Here is a 16744-nt window from a genome sequence, read left to right as displayed (position 1 = left end):
AAAGGTTAACCCGGGGGGTGGGTTGAGTTGATCTCCGCCCAGCTTGAGGTGGGTCTGGAGTGGCTGCCGCTCCCACTAATAACCGCGCCGACCGGCTTGCTGCAAGCCTTTTGTCGAAGCAATTATTGAAGATGCCTCAGAGGCGCTATATTGTCCTTCATGTCCCGTTCGCCGGGATCACAAAAAACTGCTAGAGCGTCCTCTGGAAAAAATGCTGAATTCCGAGGTCGATGTCAGTCGGTGGTGGGTGGCGGTAGGGCTACCTGGATCTGGGTCGTTACGCCTGTGGCCACGAAGAGGCCACGACCCGTGGGGCCGCCCAGCGGGGCGTTGCGGGGGAGGCGTAGGCCGAACAGGTCGCCGTCGTCGGGGGACTCGATGGAGAGCAGGACGCCCGAGCGGGAGCGGCGGGTGTCGGAGAGGAAGCCCCGGTAGCCGCGGCCCAGGTCGGCGGTCGTCCCGCCGATGATTACGGCGTGCTCGCCGTCGCGGGCCGTGCGGAGGACGTCGCGTAGGGCGTCGTCGAGGTCGGTCTCGTCCAGGAGTTCGGCGTCGTCCACCACTACCGCGTAGCGGTGTTCGTCGCCTATCGCGTCGATCAGGTCGTCCGGGTCGGAGTCGGCGGTGAGCAGGCCCAGGACGCCGGGGTGGCCACTCAGCAGGCGGAGGGGGGAGCGGCGCGGTGTCACCAGGACGACTGGGACCAGGCCGCCGCCTACCGCTGGGTCCAGGAGGGAATGGACGATCGTCCGCAGCGTCGTCGAGCGGCCGGAACGGGGTGGGCCCGCTACCGCGAAGCCGGGGCCGTCGTCTAGGAGGTCTATACCTACCGGGGCCAGGGTGTCGCCGCCTACGCCCACCAACGCCCAGAGGGCGGACGGGGCCAGGAACTCGGGGTCCAGCGACATCGCCTCGCGGTACGTGACGCGGACGGGCAGCTCGTCCACCCGGAGAGGTCGGCGGCGGCGCGGCAGGCGGCCGTATCGGGACAGGGAGGTTCGGGCTATCTCCTGCAATGCCGCCACCTGCCCAGGCCCGGACGGGTCGTCCCCCAGAACGCCGATCTGCGACTCGCGCGGCGGCGCGCCCGGTACCGACGGCTCCAAAGCGCGGCCCGGCGGCATCGCGGCGGGGACCTGCTTGTCCTGGAGGCCGCCGTAGGCGTAGTCGTTCGGGTCGGCCATGCGCAGGATGAGGCGGCGGTCGAAGACGGTGGAGACCTGTCCGCCCAGGCCGGAGCGGTCGCCGGTGAAGACGGCGCGGAGTCCGGCGGCGGCGCCCTCGCGCAGGAGGCGGACGACCTGGTCGACGAGGCGTCCGTAGTCGTAGTGCTCGAACGCGCCTAGGAAGCCCTCCCAGCGGTCGAGGAGCAGGACCATCCAGGGGAGCCGGTCGGTGGCGGCCACGGCGGCGCGCTGCTCGGCGACGGATGCGAAGCCCGCTTCGGCGAGGAGCTGCTGGCGGCGGGCTACCTCGGCGGTCAACGCGGTGAGCAGGCGTTCGCAGCGGTCGAGCTGGTCGCGGGTGACGACGGCGCCGCAGTGCGGCAGGGAGACCAGCGGGAGCAGGGCGTTCGCGCCGCAGTCGACCGCGTACAGGTGCGCGTCGTAGGGGGAGCAGGCGGCGGCCAGGGAACCGGCGATGGTGCGGAGCGCGGTGGAGCGTCCCGACTGGGCGGATCCGGCGAGGTAGAGGTGGCCGCCCGCGGTGAGGTCTAACGTCAGTGCCTCGCGGGACTGGACGGCGGGCAGGTCGGTGATGCCGAACGGGATCGGCGGGACGTCCACGACGGAGCCCCCGGCGGCGGTGCGCGGGGTGAGCGCGACGGACTCGGGCAGCGGGCTCAGCCACGGGGACGGCTGCCGCGCGATGCCCGCCCGGCGCGCCGCCTCGTCCACGGCCTGGACGAGAACGCCCAGGTCGGTGGCCTGGACGTCGTCGGCCGGTTCGCGGGGGCCGGGCAGCGGGTGTCCGAGGCCGCGCCACGGCAGGACGCGGACGTCGGTCGTCCGGCGTCCCGCGACCGCGCCGGGGCGGCGGCCCCCGATCCGCGCCGACTGGACCGGCTGCGGCGCCGACACCCCGGAGCGGATGTAGCAGCGGCCGGGGGTCGACTTGGAGATCTGCGCGGCCTCGGGGCCGTCGAGCACGTCGACCGACTCGTCGGGGTCGGTGACGCGCAGCGCGATCCGCAGGTTCGTGTTGGCGCGGATGTCGGCCGTCACCACCCCGGCCGGGCGCTGCGTGGCGAGGACGAGGTGCACGCCGAGGGAGCGTCCGCGGCGTCCGATGTCGACCAGCCCGGCGACGAAGCCGGGCAGTTCGGTGACCATCGCGGCGAACTCGTCGATGACGAGGACGAGACGGGGCATCACTGGCAGGCCCGGGTCGCCGGGGCGCAGGTCGTTGTAGTCGTCGACGTCCTTGGCGCCCGCCTTGAGCAGGATCTCCTCGCGGCGGCGCAGTTCGGCGGCGAGGGACTCCAGGGCGCGTTCGGTGGCGTGTCCGTCCAGGTCGGTGACCATGCCGACCGTGTGGGGGAGGCGGGCGCAGTCGTTGAACGCGGCGCCGCCCTTGTAGTCGATGAGGACGAATGTCATCTCGTCCGGACGGTTCGCCACCGCGAGCGACGCGATCAGCGTTTGCAGCAGCTCCGACTTGCCCGCGCCCGTGGTCCCGGCGATGAGGGCGTGGGGGCCGTCCGCGCGGAGGTCGATCTCGTGGCGTTCGGCGTGGGAGCCGTGGCCGCCGGGGCCGACGCCGATGGGGACGCGGGTCGTCCGGCCGCCGGTGCTGGTCCAGGTCTGGAGGATGTGCTCGGCGGTCGGCTCCGGCATGCCGAGGACGTCCAGCAGCCGCACCTCGGAAGGCACGGACTCCGCCGCGTCCTCGCGCGACACGTCCCGGACGGGTGCGAGCGCCCGCGCGACCCGGTCGGTCCAGACGGGGGACACCTGGTCGGCGAGGACGTGCCCGAGCGCCTCCAAGCCCTGCCCGCGCAGCTGGACGGCGGAATGGTAGTGCGGGTCGAGGGCGGCGACGGCGCTGCATTCCTCGGGGAGGAGGCGCTCCTCGTCGTCCACGCAGATGGCGTAGAGGCCGTACTCGGCGCCGCGCGACAGCAGCATCGGCATGCCGGGGATGCGGCGGAGGGCGCGGGCGCCGTCCAGCACGATCAGGATGTTGTACGGGACGGAGCCGACCGGCTTCGCCTCGCCCTTGCCGAAGAACGACGACTCGGCCTGCGCGGCGCGGCGCCGCTCCGTCACGCGGATCGCCAGCTCGGTCACCCGGTGCGCGGCGGACTCCTGGTCGGTGCCGACGAGGGCGACGCAGTCCTCGCCTTCGCGGGGCGCGCAGTGCGGGAGCCAGCGCACCCAGTTCCACTCCTCCCCGGCCTCGGCGTCCGCGGACAGGACGACGATCGCCAGGTCGCGCGGGCTGTGCAGGACGGCGGCCTGCGCGACCATCCACCGGGCCAGCGCGCGGGACGCCCGGCGCGGCCCGGTCAGCCCGATCACGCCGAGGTCGGCGAGCGGCAGCGCGACCGGCACGTGCCGCGCGGTCGGCGTCGCAAGGTCGGCCTTCGCCCCGGTGAACTCGATGCGGGCGGGCAGGTCGGCGAGCCCGACCCGCAGGTGCAGGACGTCGGCGTCGCCGCGCCGCCGCTCCCACAGCCGCCGCCGCGGACCGGTCGCGGTGAGCAGCACCTCGGCCGGGTCGGGGTGCAGGGCGCGGCGCTCCGCCTCGTCCTCGCGGCGGAGCCGCTCCACCTCGCCGTCGAACTCCCCGGCGCGGCGGTGGTAGCCCTTCAGCGCCTTCTTGTACGACTTGCGGCCGTGGATCCGGTCGCCGATCCACTCGCCGAGCGTCATCAGCGGCCAGGCCAGCGCGAACAGCGCCCACCACCACTGGCCGAGCCCGAACGCCATCGCCAGCCCGAACGCCGAGAACAGCAGCGCGCCGAACAGGCGGAGGCGCTCGCGCGGGTTGCGCTCCGGACGCTCCGGGACGTCCAACCGGCGCGCCCGGTGCGCCGGGTTCAGCCGGGGCGGGCGGTTGAACGCGAGCCCGCCCTCCGGCAGCGGTTCCAGATGCGTGTCGGGGGCGGCGCTCGGCACGAGCACCAGCACGCTGGCGCCGACCGCCAGCAGCGTGCCCGGCCGCCAGGCCGAGGGCTCGGTGAGCGGCGCGCCGTCGAGCGCGACGCTGCCCTGCATGGTCAGGGCGGACGCCTCCACCTGCACCGTCTCCCGCCCGACCGTGAGGCGCAGCGACCGGGCCGGGACGGACGGGTCGTCCAGCACCACGTCCACGTCGAGGCCGGAGCCGAGCGTGCTGACCCCGAGGCCGAGCCGGTGCACCGACCCGGCGGCCGGTCCGCCGATGACGCGCACCTCGACCAGTCCGGTCGGCTCGGCGAGGACGGTCGCCGCCGCGCCGCGCCGCTCGACCGCGACGACCGCGCCGTCCCGCAGCTCCTTGACGGCGAGGGCCTGCGGGTCGAGCATGCGGCCGTCCATCCAGAGCGCGCGGCGCCGGCCGGGACCACTGCCGAGGGCCTCCTTGGAGAAGCGCGGGGACGGCGCGGGGGCCGGGGCGTCGAGGAGGGCGGCGAGGGAGTGCGCGACACCGTCCACGGTGGCCTCCGAGTCGACGTCGAGCACGACGTCGCGCGGCCCTCCGCCGGTCAGCGCCGTGAACGAGATCCGCATCCGAGCCTCCGACGTCCGCGTCCGCAGCACGATCGGAGTCAGCTTAGTTACCCGGCGCGGCCGACTCCCGGTAGGCGGCGACGATCGTGCGAAGTGCGTCGTCCATGGGCGTCGGCCTCATCCCGAATGTCGTCTCGAAGGGAGTCGAGTCCAGGATGTACGGCTTGTCGAACTGGTAGCGGGTCTCGCGCAGCTCGCGCGCCATCGGGTTGACGAGCCCGGCCGCGTTGAAGACGAGGCGGGGCACCTCGTAGACGCGCGGCGCGGGGGCGTCCGCGATCTCGCAGAGCCGCTTCGCGACGTCGAGCGTCGAGACGGCGGGGCCGGTCGGGACGTGCCAGGGCCGTCCCCACGCGCGCTCGTCGGCGCCCGCGATGGCGAGGGCCTCGGCGACGTCCGGCAGGTACGTCCACGAGTGCGGGATCGACGGGTCGCTGAAGTACGGCACCCGCTTGCCCGCCAGCAGCGGCTTCACGAACCGCGTCTCGCCGATGTACGCCTGGTCGGTGCTGCGCGGCCCGTAGTAGTCGGACGGACGCAGCTCGGTGGTGCGGATGCGGCCTGCCTCGTGCGCGGCGAGGGCATCCCGCCACATCTTCGCCCGCACCTGGCCCTTCACGCCGGGGGCGGCGAGCGGCAGGTCCTCGGTCATGGGGCCGTCCACCGGGCCGTACCCGTACAGGTTGCCCAGGATCACGAGGACGGCGCCGGTCGCCTCGGCGGCGCCGAGGAAGGACGCGGCCAGCGGCGGCCAGTCCTTCGTCCAGCGGTGGTACCGCGGGTTGACGCAGTTGTAGAGCGCGTCGGCGCCCTTGGCGATCTCGGTGAGCCGCGCCCGGTCGGACGCGTCGGCGGCGATCCGCTCGACCCCCTCGGGGCCCGACCCCGACCTGGTCACCACGACGACGTCATGGCCCTGCCCGGCCAGCCGCTCGGCCAGATGGCCGCCGACCTGTCCGGCTCCGACGATCACGTGCTTTCCCATGGCTGATCTCCTATCGGTGCTCCGTTATGAGAGCAATGCTCTCTGAGGAGAGCGATGTTGTCAAGAGCAGTGCTCTCGGTTGGGTGCGGCGCTCTGTTAGGCTGCCGGTCATGAGCGCAGGGCGGACGGCACGGGAACGGGTACGGGCGGAGCTGATCGGCGAGATCACCGAACTGGCCAGGCGGCAACTCGGCAGCTCCGGGGCGGCGGGGCTGTCGCTGCGCGCGATCGCCCGCGAGATGGGCATGGTGTCCTCGGCCATCTACCGGTACTTCCCGAGCCGCGACGACCTGCTCACCGCACTGATCATCGACGGGTACAACGCCATCGGGGACGCGGTGGAGCGCGCCGACGCCGAGGCCAGCGCGAAGGACGCGGACGACTTCGCCGGACGCTGGCTCGCGGTGTGCCGGGCCGTCCGCGCGTGGGCGCTCGCGCACCCGCACGAGTACGCCCTGCTCTACGGGTCGCCCGTCCCCGGGTACGAGGCGCCGGAGGACACCGTCCCCGCCGCCCTGCGCGACACCGTCGTCTTCGCGCGGATCGTCACCGAGGCGCACGCGGCGGACGCCCTCGACCCCGCCGGGCCGTGCCCGCCCGTCCCGCCCGGCCTCGCCGGGGACGCGGCCCGCGCCCGCGACGCCGTCGGCATGGACGTGCCCGAGGAGATCGCCGTCCGGGCCCTCACCGCGTGGTGCGGCCTCTACGGGACGGTCAGCTTCGAATTGTTCGGACAATTCACCGCCGTGATCGAAGAACGTGCCGCCTATTTCCACCATTCCATGACACTTCTCGGCCGCCTCATCGGCCTCCGCCGCTGACCGGAGGCGGGCTCCGTTGCGCCCCGCGCGCGGTCAGTGACGGGTGTGACTGGTGGTAAGCGGCCAAGTGGCCGGCGAATGCGCAGGTCACCGTGGAAACCCCGGAGAACTGACGGCTTGACTCCACCGAATCCATTGACGTGACCTCACCGCCCCCGCAAGCATGGATCGCTCGGTGATGCCGGGAGCTCCCGGATCCGGGGTCCTCGGGAGGGCGGGAAGGAGCGCGTCGGACTCGATGACCGCAGCGAAGACCGCAGCGAAGCGAGGATCGTCGGGCCGCCGGCCCGAAGGTCCGGGAAACACCTCCCGGCAGGCCCAAGCCCGGCAGGACCAGGCCCGGCGGGTCATCCCCCAGAAGGTCATCCCCCACAAGGACGGGGCGCGATGAAGGCCAACCAGACGACCGTCTCCGGCGGCGGGGCGGGCCCGTCCGGCGGGACGCCGGGCCTCGGCCGCTCCGGGCTCGGCACCTCCGGCGGGCAGCGGCTGCCCGCCTCGCAGCGCGAGCGCAAACCGGCCCTCGCGGCGCTCGCCGTCCTGCTCATCCTCGGCGGCGCGCTCGCCAGCGCCTACCTCGTGATGGCGAGCGGCGAGCGGGTGTCGGCGGTCCGGATCGCGCAGCCGGTCGCGGCCGGGCAGCGGATCCCGGCGAACGCGCTCGAGGAGGTCCAGGTCGGCGACACCGGCATCCAGTACATCGCCTGGTCGGAGCGCGCCAAGGTGACCCGCTACTTCGCGGCCGTCCCGCTGGTGAAGGGCGCGCTGCTGACCAACGCCATGATCAGCCCGGCGGACGGCCCGGCGAAGGGCCGCCTCATCGTCGGGCTCGCGCTGAAGCCGGGGCAGTTCCCCTCCGGCGGGCTGGAGACCGGCAAGCACGTCACCCTCTACGCGGTCGGCGGCGGGACGAACGGCGGACCGCGCGCGGGCACCGTCCTCGCCCAGGACGCGATCGTGATGGCCGTCGGCGGCGGCAGCGGCGGCAGCGGGTTCGGCGGCGCGCGGCTGCGCTCCGACCAGACCAGCGTGGACGTCGCCGTCCTGCCCGCGGAGGCGGCGCTCGTCACGCAGGCCGCGTCCGGCGGGACGGTCGCGCTGGCGCTCGTCCCCGACGGCACGAAGGCCGCCCTCCCGCCGCCCGCGACGCCGGGCAGGAACGGCGAGCAGAACCCCGGCGGCACCCAGCAGAACCAGGGCGGCAACCAGCAGAACCCCGACGGCGGGACGGTGCCCGTCCCGCCGCAGAGCGGCGCGCCGCCCACGGGCAACGGCGGTAACTGACGGTGGCCCTCATCGCGCTCGCGGCCGACAAGGGGGCGCCGGGCGTCACCACGGCGGCCGTCGCCCTCGGCGCCGTGTGGCCGCGCCCGGTGCTGGTCGCCGAGTGCGACCAGGCGGGCGGCGACCTCGTGTACCGGCTCCCCGCGCAGGACGGCGACGGCGCCGAGGCCATGCTCAACCCGTCCCGCGGCCTGCTCAGCCTCGCCGCGACCGCGCGGCGCGGGCTGCGCCCCGACCAGATCGCCGAGCACTGCCAGCGGCTCGTCGGCGGGCTCGACGTCCTCGTCGGCATCACGAACGCCGAGCAGGCGCAGGCCATGACGTGGCTGTGGGGGCCGCTCGGCCGCGCGTTCGCCGGGCTCGCACCGGTGGACGTCCTCGCCGACTGCGGACGGCTCGGCGCCGACACCCCGCTGACCGAGTTGATGCGCGAGGCCGACCTGGTCGTCCTGCTCACCCGCGCCACCCTCGAACAGGTCGCGCACCTGCGCGAACGGGTCTCGGCGCTGACCGAGTCGCTGCGCGGCGGGCCGCCGGTCGGGGTGCTCGTCCTCGCCGACCCGCGCGACTTCCGCGCGCCGATCGCCGAGGTCGACCGGATCCTCGCGGGCGCCCGCAACCGCGGCCACGCGGTGGACACGGGCGGGCAGCCGGGCCCGCCGCCGCCCCCGGTGTCCGTCCTCGGCGGCCTCGCGCTCGACCCGAAGGGCGCGGAGCTGCTGTCCGGCCAGTGGGGCGGGCGGCTCGACCGCTCGCTGCTGATCCGCTCCGCCCGGGAGGTCGCGGGCGACCTCGTCGGACGGCTCCCGTCGGCGGGCCACGCGCCCGAGCAGCCGGTGGGACCGGACGTCCGGGACGGCGCGCCGCGCCAGGACGTCCCGCACCACGTGGAGGGGAGGCGCTAGATGGACCACGGACTCGTCAAACGGCTCCGCCAGGAGGTCGGCGACCGGCTCGCGCAGCAGCGCAGGCTGGACGCCGCGAACGGGCTGGCGCCGATGTCCGGCGAGGACGAGCGCCAGTTCGCCCGCGCGCTGATCGGCCGGGTGCTGGAGGAGTTCGCGCGCGGCGAGATCACCTCCGGGCGGCGCCCGCCGAACGCCGAAGAGGAGGAGGCGCTCGCCGCCGGGGTGCACGCCGCGCTGTTCGGCGTCGGCCGCCTCCAGCCTTTACTGGAAGACCCCGAGATCGAGAACATCGACGTCAACGGCTGCGACCGCGTGTTCATCGGCTACGCCGACGGGCGCGAGGTGATGGCCGAGCCGGTCGCCGAGAGCGACGAGGAACTGGTCGAGCTGATCCAGATCCTCGCCGCCTACAGCGGGCTGTCGTCGCGGCCGTTCGACACCGCGAACCCGCAGCTCGACCTGCGCCTCCCGGACGGCTCCCGGCTGTCGGCGGTGATGGACGTGACCGTCCGCCCGGCGCTGTCGATCCGGCGGGCGCGGCTCGGCAAGGTGTTCCTCGCCGACCTGGTCGGCAACGGGACGTTCAGCCAGGAGATCGGCCAGTTCTTCCGCGCCGCCGTGCTGGCCCGCAAGAACATCATGATCGCCGGGGCGACGAACGCGGGGAAGACGACGCTGCTGCGCGCCGTCGCCAACGAGATCCCGCCCTACGAGCGGTTGATCACCGTCGAGCGGGCGCTGGAGCTCGGCCTCGACGCCTTCCCCGAGCTGCACCCGAACTGCGTCGCGTTCGAGCAGCGGCTGCCGAACTCCGAGGGGCAGGGCGCGATCTCGATGGCGGAGCTGGTCCGCCGGTCGCTGCGGATGAACCCGTCCCGGGTGATCGTCGGCGAGGTCCTCGGCGACGAGATCGTCACGATGCTGAACGCGATGACGCAGGGCAACGACGGGTCGCTGTCCACGATCCACGCGAACTCGTCGGTGGAGGTGTTCAACCGCATCGCGACCTACGCGATCCAGTCGGAGGAGCGGCTGCCCGTCGAGGCGACCCACATGCTCATCGCGGGCGCGATCGACTTCGTCGTGTTCGTCGAGAAGCAGAACGACTACGCGACGGGCGGGCGGCTGCGCCGGTTCGTGACGAGCGTCCGCGAGGTCACCGGCGTGGACGGGCGCGTCCTGTCCTCGGAGGTGTTCGCGCTCGGACCCAACGGGTACGCGGTGCCGAGCGCCCCGATCGCCTGCGCCGACGAGCTCGCCCACCACGGCTACGACCCCTCCGGGGGCGCGTGGTGAACTCCGGGGAGGACGGCTGATGTACGCGCCGGACGTGCTGCTCGCCGTCGTCGCCGGAGCGGTGGCGGGCGGCGGGCTGCTGCTGTTCGCCGTCGCGCTGCGCGGGCTCCCGCCCCGGGCGAAGCCCGTCCGCGGGCGCAGCCGCGAGGACCTCGTCCGGACCCTCACCACCCGCACCGCCGTCGCCGTCCTCGTCGCGGTCGTCGTGCTCGTGCTGACCCGCTGGCCGATCGCCGCCGCCGGGACGGGCGCGCTCGTCCTCGCCTGGAACGGCCTCGCGGGCGGCGCCGCCGAGGAGCGCAAGGGCATGGCGCGCCTCGAAGCCCTCGCCGGGTGGACGGAGTCGCTGCGCGACACGATCGCGGGCGCCGTCGGCCTCGAACAGGCCATCCCCGCCTCGCAGCGCGCCGCCGCGCCCGCGCTCCGGCAGCCGCTGCGCGACCTGGTCGACCGGCTGCACACCCGCGTCCCGATGCCGGACGCGCTGCGCCGGTTCGCCGACGACCTGGACGACCCGTCCGCCGACCTGGTGATCGCCGCGCTGGTCCTGAACGCCAAGCTGCGCGGCCCCGGCCTGCGCGACATGCTGAGCGCCCTCGCCACGTCCGCCCGCGCCGAGCTGGACATGCGGCGCCGGGTGGAGGCCGACCGGCGGTCCACGCGGCGGAGCGTCCGGATCGTCGTCGCCGTCTCGGTCGGGACGGCCCTGGCTCTCGCCGTGTTCAACCACTCGTATGTGCAGCCCTATGACGACGTCCTCGGGCAGCTCGTCCTGTGCGTGGTCGTCGCGCTGTACGCGGCTGCGTTCCTGTGGCTGCGCCGCCTGGCCCGGTACGAGCTGCCCGGACGCTTCCTCACCGAGTCGCGCAAGACCGCCCATCCGGGCGTGCCGGGCGAGGTGCCGAGCACCGTGGCCGGCTGGCAGGGCGACGCTCCGCAGGAGCTTCCGCTGCGCGGCCGCCACACCATGGACGCGGGCGGGGGTGGCGGAACGTGAACGCCGCCCTGCTCGCGGGAGCCGTCGTCGGCTTCGGCCTGTACGTGCTGGTCCGCGCGCTGTTCCCGGCGCGTCCCGGGCTCGCCGCGCGGATGGCCGCGCTCGACGCCGCCCGGCACCGCGACCTGGAGGAGCGGCAGGCCGGACGGCTCTCCCCGACGCTGGAGAAGGTCGGCGGGGTGCGGGCGCGGCTCGGCCGGGAGCTGGTCAAGTTCTACGAGTCGCGGGGCTGGCGGCTGCGCTCGGTACGCGCCGACCTCGCGATCACCGAGCGGTCGCTGGAGGCGTTCCTCGCGACGAAGTTCCTGCTGCCCGCCGCCGCGCTGGTGTTCATCCCGCTGGTCATCGCGTGGTTCGCGCTGCTCGGGCTCGGGTCGTCGGTCGCCGTCCCGGCCTGGATCTGCGTGCTGTTCGCCATCGTCTTCTTCTTCTTCCCCGACATGCAGCTCCGGCAGGAGGCGCAGGCCCGCCGCCAGGACTTCCGGCACGTCGTCGGCGCGTTCCTCGACCTCGTCTCGATGAACCTCGCGGGCGGGCGCGGCGTCCCGGAGGCGCTGATGACCGCGGCGGGCGTCGGCGAGGGCTGGGCCATGCACCGGATCAGGGACGCGCTCGGCAACGCCCGGATCACCGGGCAGACGCCCTGGCAGTCGCTCGGCCGCCTCGGCGAGGAACTCGACATCGCCGAACTCCGCGACCTGGCGGGGGCGCTCGCGCTCGTCCAGGACGACGGCGCGCAGATCCGCAAATCGCTCGGCGCGCGGGCCGCGTCCATGCGCAGCCGCGAGCTGTCGGAGCTGGAGGGCAAGGCGGGCGAGCGGTCCCAGTCGATGCTGGTCGCGCAGCTCTTCCTGTGCGCCGGATTCCTGATCTTCCTGGCCTATCCGGCCCTGATGCGGGTGCTGGCCTCATGACGCCGCCCCTGTTCGACCACACCTCGACCGGCCCCTGGAGGTGCCACGATGAATCCGCTCAACCCCCTGCACGACCCGTTCGTCGTCTATCTGCGCGCCATGGTCGCGGCCCGGATCGCCCGGCTGCGCGCCGAGGAGGACCGCAGCCGCGGCGCGTCCGCGATCGAATGGGCGATCATCACCGCGATTCTGGCGCTGCTCGCGATCACGATCGGCGCGATCATCACGAAGAAGGTCACGGACAAGGCGAACAACATCAACACCGGCTGAGCCTCCGGTCTGACGCCGGGGTGACGGCGATGGAATGGGCGTTGCTCACTCCCGTCCTCATCCTGCTGATGATGGTCGTGGTGCAGTTCGCGATGGTGTTCCACGCCCGGCACGTCGCGCTCGCGGCGGCGCAGTCGGGGGCGCGCGTCGCGCGGACCGCGCCCCTCGGCGACGGCTGGCAGGGCCCGGCGACCGCGAAGGCGTCCGGCGACGTCCGCAAGATCGGTCCCGAGCTGCTCAGCGGCCTCCAGGTCCAGGCGGGGGAGGCCGACGACGAACGCTGGGTCGAGGTCAGCGGGACGGCCGTGTCCGTCATCCCGTTCATGACGTTCCACGTGTCGCAGCGCTCGCGCGGGCCGATCGAGTGCTTCCGGCCGGACGTCGGCTCCGGGACGGCGTGCGAACCCGGAGGCGGGCCGTGAGGCGGCCGCGGGGCGCGGACCGCGGGTCGATGTCCCTGGAGATGGTGCTGGTCACGCCGCTGTTCGTCGCGTTCCTGCTGCTCCTCGCCGGGGCCGGGCGCATGGTGGACGCGCAGAGCCAGGTGGACGGCGCCGCCCGGGACGCGGTGCGCGCCGCGTCCATCGCGCGCAGCGCGCCGTCCGCGCAGGAACTCGCCGCCGAGACCGCCGCCGCCGGGCTGCGCGGCAACGACTGGTGCTCGGGCGGGCCGACCGTGCAGACCGACGTGTCTCGCTGGATGCCGGGCGGAAGCGTCGGCGTCACGATCACCTGCGACGTCGACCTCGGCGACCTGTCGTTCATCGGGCTGCCCGGCAGCAAGCGCATGCGGGGGACGGCGATCGCGCCCATCGACACGTTCAGCTTCCGCGGCACCGACCCCGACCCCGATCCCGACCCCGGCGGCGGGACCGAGCCGGGCGGGCTTGATCCGGGAGGCGCGCCGTGACGCGGCTTCGCGGGCTCTTCGGGCGCGGGCGCGATCGAGGGACGATCGCGCTCTACACCGTCCTGTTCACCCCGATCGTGTTCCTGCTGGCCGGGCTGCTCGTGGACGGCGGCCTCGCCATCCACGCGCGGCAGCGCGCCGCCGACATGGCCGAGCAGGCGGCCCGCGCGGGCGCCAACCAGATCGACGCCGAGCGGCTCCGCGCGACCGGCAAACCCGTCCTCGATCCCGGCCGGGCCCGCGCCGCGGCGTGCGACCTGCTCGCCGCCTACCGGGACCAGGTCACCGCGTCCAACTGCGACGCCGACGAGCAGGAGGTGGCGGTGAGCGTGCAGATCACCGTCCGGCCGCAGCTCCTCGGGATCATCCCCGGGTTCAGTGAGTTCAGACTGACCTCGGGGGCCACCGCCCGTCCCGTGACGGGGGGCAACCCTTGAGCCCGATCGGATTTACCATGGGTGCGACGTCCAGGCGTGCAGCGAGCCGAACGGCAGGGGCGCGATGACGACTCGGCAAGAGCGGCGGACCCCGGTGCGGGTGAGCGGACGGCGCGGCCCCGGCGAAGTCCTCGCCGGGCTCGGCTCGGTGGTGGCGCTGGCGGCGCTGATGATCGGCGTCCCCGTCCTACTGCTCATGGTGTTCGGGTCGCCGCTGCCCGACCATGTGCCGTCCGCATCCGACCTGACTCACCGGGTGGGCCCCGGCGCGTTGATCGGCATCCTCGTCGCGCTGGTGTGGCTGGCCTGGCTCCAGCTCGCCGCGTGCGTCGTGGTCGAGGTGTACGCGGGGATCCGCGGCGTCGGCGTCCCGGCGCGGGTGCCGCTCGCGGGCGGGACGCAGTCGCTCGTCCACCGCCTGGTCGTGGCCGCGTTGCTGCTGTTCAGCGCGACGGCGGCGGTCGCGCCCGCGTTCTCCGCCGCCGGGCTGGCGCAGCGCCCGCCCGCGCAGACGCAGGCCCAGGGGCCGGGGCAGACGTTCCAGGCCGTCCCGGTCGCGAACGTCGAGCGGACCACCGTCAGCGACCGCATCGCGGAGAGCCCCGCCGCCGGGACGACCATCGAGAAGGCGGAGACCACCAAGATCTACCGGGTGCAGCCGCCCGAGGGACGCCACCACGAGAGCCTCTGGGAGATCGCGGAGAAGTGCCTCGGCGAGGGCCGCCGCTACAAGGAGATCTACTCGCTCAACAAGAACCACGTGCAGCCGGACGGGTCGCGGCTGACGATCGCGAGCCTGATCCGTCCGGGCTGGATCCTGGAGATGCCCGCGGACGCCAAGGGCGCCCGCGTCATCCCCGCCAAGGATCTCCAGGACTACTTCCGGTACGGGCACGACGTCCCCGACAAGTCCGCGAAGAAGCCCGCGCAGCCGCCGCCCGAGCAGTCGGCGAAGCCCGACCCGAAGCCCGCGCAGCCCGCCCCGCCGTCCAACGCGACCAAGCCCCCGGCGACGCCGCCGCCCACGACCCAGGCCCCGGCCACGCCTCCTCCGACGACGCAGGCCCCGGCCACGCCGCCGCCCGCGACCCAGGCGCCGCCCGCCACGAAGGCCCCGGCGTCGAAGGCTCCGGCCACGAAGGCCCCGGCGTCCAAGGCTCCGGCGACGCAGGCGCCGCCGGAGAAGTCGGAGCCGAAGCATCCGCCGGTGCACGGGGACAAGCCGTCCGGCGAGATCAGCGGCGGCGCGGCCGTCCCCGGCCAGGGCTCGCAGCGCGACGACGGGACGGGCATCGGCTGGCCGGCCGGTCTCGCGGCCGCAGGGCTGGTCGCCGCCGGACTGCTCGCCGTGCTCGCCAAGCGGCGCCGCGCGCAGATGCGGCGGCGGGCCGACGGGCACATGATCGTCCGGCCGGAGGGCGAGGCGGCGGAGGCGGAGCGGGCGCTGCGGCTCGGCGCAGACGACGAGGCGGCGAAGCTCCTCGACCTCGGGCTGCGGCACCTGTCGAAGTCGATGGCGGCGGGCGGCCGGGCGCTGCCGACCGTGTACGGCGTCCACCTCGGCCGGTCGCGGAGCGAGGCCCACGAGGGGCAGAGCAGCCTCGACCTGTGGATCGCGCCCGCCGACCTCAACCCGCCCGCCCCCTGGCAGGCGTTCGACGACGGCCAGGTGTGGCGGCTGCACGGCGACGCGCTGCCCACGCTGGAGGCGTCCGACCTCGGGGACGTCCTCGCGCCGTATCCCGGGCTCGTGTCCATCGGGACGAACGACAACGGCCGCATCCTCGTCGACCTGGAGGCGGCGCACGGGCTGATCGCGCTGCGCGGCCCGGAGGACGTCCGGCGCGCCGCGCTGTCGGCCATCGCGCTGGAGCTGGCGACGAACCGCTGGTCCGACCACATGCGGATCACGCTCGTCGGGTTCGACGCCGAGCTGGGCGAGGGCCTCGCCGACCTCGCCCCGGACCGCGTCCGGTCCGTGCCGACGCTCGCCGACGCGCTGCCCGAATTGGAGGAGCGCGGCGAGGAGGTGCGGCAGGCGCTCGCCGCGTCCGGCGTCGACTCGGTCCTCACCGGACGCTGCCGCGGCGTGTTCGGCGAGGCGTGGATGCCGCACTACCTGATCATGGCCGACCAGCCCGCCGAGTGGGACGCCGACCGCCTGGTCGCGCTCGCCCGCACCGGCACCCGGATGGCGATGGGCTACCTCGTCCCCGGCGACGTGCAGGGCGCCACCTGGACCTGGGACGTCGACGACGCCGGACGGCTCCGCGCCGGGGTGCTCGGCTTCGACGTCGCCGCGCAGCTCGTCCGGGACGACGACTACCGCCGCGTGTTCGAGCTGTTCCGGACCGCGAACCGGCTCGACTCCGTCCAGCTCCCCGGCCTCGCCGAGAGCGCGGAGCCGCCCGCCGCCCGGCAGTCGTCCGCCGAGGTGCGGCTGCTCGGCCCGATCGAGGTCGAGGCGCCCGGCCCGATGGACGAGGGCCGCCGCGCCCTGTGCACCGAGCTGCTCGTGTACCTCGCGGCGCACCCGGAGGGCGTCCACCCGACCGTGCTGTCCGGGGCCGTCTGGCCGCGCGGGGTGAGCACGGCCGTCCGGGACGCGACCGTCGCCCGCGTCGCCGACTGGCTCGGCCAGGACGCCCGGGGCCGCCCGAACCTGTACCACGACGAGCGCGGCCGGATCAGGCTCGGCTCGGAGGTGCGGGTCGACCTCAACGTGTTCCGCTGGCTGGTGTGGCGGTCGGCGGCCGAGCCCGCGTCCGAGACCGCCTACATGTCGTACGCGCTGGACCTGGTGCGCGGGCCGCTGCTCGCGGACCGCCCGCGCGGCCGGTACTCGTGGCTGGCCGACCACGACCTGGAGTACGAGGCGTCCGCGCGGGTCATCGACGTCGCGCACCGGCTCGTCGTGCTCCGCCTGGACGAGGGCGACCCGCGCGGCGCGGTCGGCGCGGCCCGCGCCGGGCTGCGGCTCTCGTCCGGCGACGAGGGCCTGTGGCGCGACCTGCTCCGCGCCACGCACGCCACCGGCGACGTCGCGCAGGTGCGGGTGGTCGTCGACGAACTGCGCTCCCGCGTCGCCCACGACCCGATGCTCGGACGCCTCCAACCGGAGACGGAGGCGCTGATCGAGGAACTCCTCCCGGACTGGCAGGCCGCCCACGACTGGCACGGCGTCAGCTCCCGCTGAGTTCCTGCGGG

General features: G+C 74.3%; 13 protein-coding genes. 11 read left to right on the top strand and 2 right to left on the bottom strand.

Annotated features, from left to right (window positions below):
• Positions 1-233 precede the first annotated feature (233 nt).
• Entirely contained in the window at positions 234-4715 is a 4482-nt protein-coding gene (locus tag FXF65_RS34590) for an FtsK/SpoIIIE domain-containing protein (protein WP_148354280.1), read from the bottom strand.
• Between the two features lie 43 nt (positions 4716-4758).
• Positions 4759-5700 carry an NAD-dependent epimerase/dehydratase family protein gene (locus FXF65_RS34585; protein WP_148354279.1) on the bottom strand — a complete coding sequence of 314 codons (942 nt, stop codon included), beginning with the start codon at positions 5698-5700 and terminating at the stop codon, positions 4759-4761.
• A gap of 110 nt (positions 5701-5810) precedes the next feature.
• Here FXF65_RS34585 and FXF65_RS34580 point away from each other — a divergent pair, with 110 nt between their 5' ends.
• The 11 genes from FXF65_RS34580 to FXF65_RS34530 all read left to right on the top strand — a co-directional run bounded on the left by FXF65_RS34580 (position 5811) and on the right by FXF65_RS34530 (position 16733).
• Complete coding sequence (locus FXF65_RS34580) at positions 5811-6521, top strand: TetR/AcrR family transcriptional regulator (protein WP_148354278.1); 711 nt, start codon at positions 5811-5813, stop codon at positions 6519-6521.
• Between the two features lie 387 nt (positions 6522-6908).
• Complete coding sequence (locus tag FXF65_RS34575; RefSeq protein WP_148354277.1) at positions 6909-7805, top strand: CpaB family protein; 897 nt, start codon at positions 6909-6911, stop codon at positions 7803-7805.
• A gap of 2 nt (positions 7806-7807) precedes the next feature.
• Positions 7808-8710 (top strand): hypothetical protein, encoded by a 903-nt coding sequence (locus tag FXF65_RS34570; protein ID WP_246199305.1) that lies wholly within the window; start codon positions 7808-7810, stop codon positions 8708-8710.
• A complete protein-coding gene (locus FXF65_RS34565) occupies positions 8711-10009 on the top strand; it encodes a TadA family conjugal transfer-associated ATPase (RefSeq protein WP_148354276.1) in 1299 nt (432 codons plus the stop codon).
• A 19-nt stretch (positions 10010-10028) separates the two neighbouring features.
• Entirely contained in the window at positions 10029-11006 is a 978-nt protein-coding gene (locus FXF65_RS34560; RefSeq protein ID WP_148354275.1) for a type II secretion system F family protein, read from the top strand.
• Positions 11003-11920: a type II secretion system F family protein gene (locus tag FXF65_RS34555; RefSeq protein WP_148354274.1), complete on the top strand. Its 918-nt coding sequence runs from the start codon at positions 11003-11005 to the stop codon at positions 11918-11920. Before FXF65_RS34560 ends, FXF65_RS34555 begins: the two co-directional genes overlap by 4 nt.
• Before the next feature lie 48 nt (positions 11921-11968).
• Positions 11969-12190, top strand: a complete 222-nt coding sequence (locus tag FXF65_RS34550) for a Flp family type IVb pilin (RefSeq protein WP_148354273.1) — start codon at positions 11969-11971, stop codon at positions 12188-12190.
• A gap of 29 nt (positions 12191-12219) precedes the next feature.
• On the top strand, positions 12220-12612 hold the full coding sequence (locus FXF65_RS34545; RefSeq protein WP_246199304.1) for a TadE family protein: 393 nt from the start codon (positions 12220-12222) through the stop codon (positions 12610-12612).
• Positions 12609-13100 carry a TadE/TadG family type IV pilus assembly protein gene (locus tag FXF65_RS34540; RefSeq protein ID WP_246199303.1) on the top strand — a complete coding sequence of 164 codons (492 nt, stop codon included), beginning with the start codon at positions 12609-12611 and terminating at the stop codon, positions 13098-13100. The genes FXF65_RS34545 and FXF65_RS34540 overlap by 4 nt, the downstream gene beginning before the upstream one ends.
• Positions 13097-13537: a TadE/TadG family type IV pilus assembly protein gene (locus FXF65_RS34535; RefSeq protein WP_148354271.1), complete on the top strand. Its 441-nt coding sequence runs from the start codon at positions 13097-13099 to the stop codon at positions 13535-13537. The genes FXF65_RS34540 and FXF65_RS34535 overlap by 4 nt, the downstream gene beginning before the upstream one ends.
• A gap of 64 nt (positions 13538-13601) precedes the next feature.
• On the top strand, positions 13602-16733 hold the full coding sequence (locus tag FXF65_RS34530) for a bacterial transcriptional activator domain-containing protein (RefSeq protein WP_148354270.1): 3132 nt from the start codon (positions 13602-13604) through the stop codon (positions 16731-16733).
• Positions 16734-16744: the final 11 nt, after the last annotated feature.

Origin of the sequence: Actinomadura syzygii (genome assembly GCF_008085905.1) — a bacterium.
GTDB classification, from domain to species: domain Bacteria; phylum Actinomycetota; class Actinomycetes; order Streptosporangiales; family Streptosporangiaceae; genus Spirillospora; species Spirillospora syzygii.
Note: the sequence above shows the minus strand (reverse complement) of the source record. Positions and strands in the feature narration are given on the sequence as shown.

Excerpts from the sequence above, each read along its gene's own strand:
- FXF65_RS34590 (WP_148354280.1), bottom strand. The coding sequence starts at position 4,715 with ATGCGGATCTCGTTCACGGCGCTGACCGGCGGAGGGCCGCGCGACGTC.
- FXF65_RS34585 (WP_148354279.1), bottom strand. The coding sequence starts at position 5,700 with ATGGGAAAGCACGTGATCGTCGGAGCCGGACAGGTCGGCGGCCATCTG.
- FXF65_RS34580 (WP_148354278.1), top strand. The coding sequence starts at position 5,811 with ATGAGCGCAGGGCGGACGGCACGGGAACGGGTACGGGCGGAGCTGATC.
- FXF65_RS34575 (WP_148354277.1), top strand. The coding sequence starts at position 6,909 with ATGAAGGCCAACCAGACGACCGTCTCCGGCGGCGGGGCGGGCCCGTCC.
- FXF65_RS34565 (WP_148354276.1), top strand. The coding sequence starts at position 8,711 with ATGGACCACGGACTCGTCAAACGGCTCCGCCAGGAGGTCGGCGACCGG.
- FXF65_RS34560 (WP_148354275.1), top strand. The coding sequence starts at position 10,029 with ATGTACGCGCCGGACGTGCTGCTCGCCGTCGTCGCCGGAGCGGTGGCG.
- FXF65_RS34550 (WP_148354273.1), top strand. The coding sequence starts at position 11,969 with ATGAATCCGCTCAACCCCCTGCACGACCCGTTCGTCGTCTATCTGCGC.
- FXF65_RS34545 (WP_246199304.1), top strand. The coding sequence starts at position 12,220 with ATGGAATGGGCGTTGCTCACTCCCGTCCTCATCCTGCTGATGATGGTC.
- FXF65_RS34530 (WP_148354270.1), top strand. The coding sequence starts at position 13,602 with ATGACGACTCGGCAAGAGCGGCGGACCCCGGTGCGGGTGAGCGGACGG.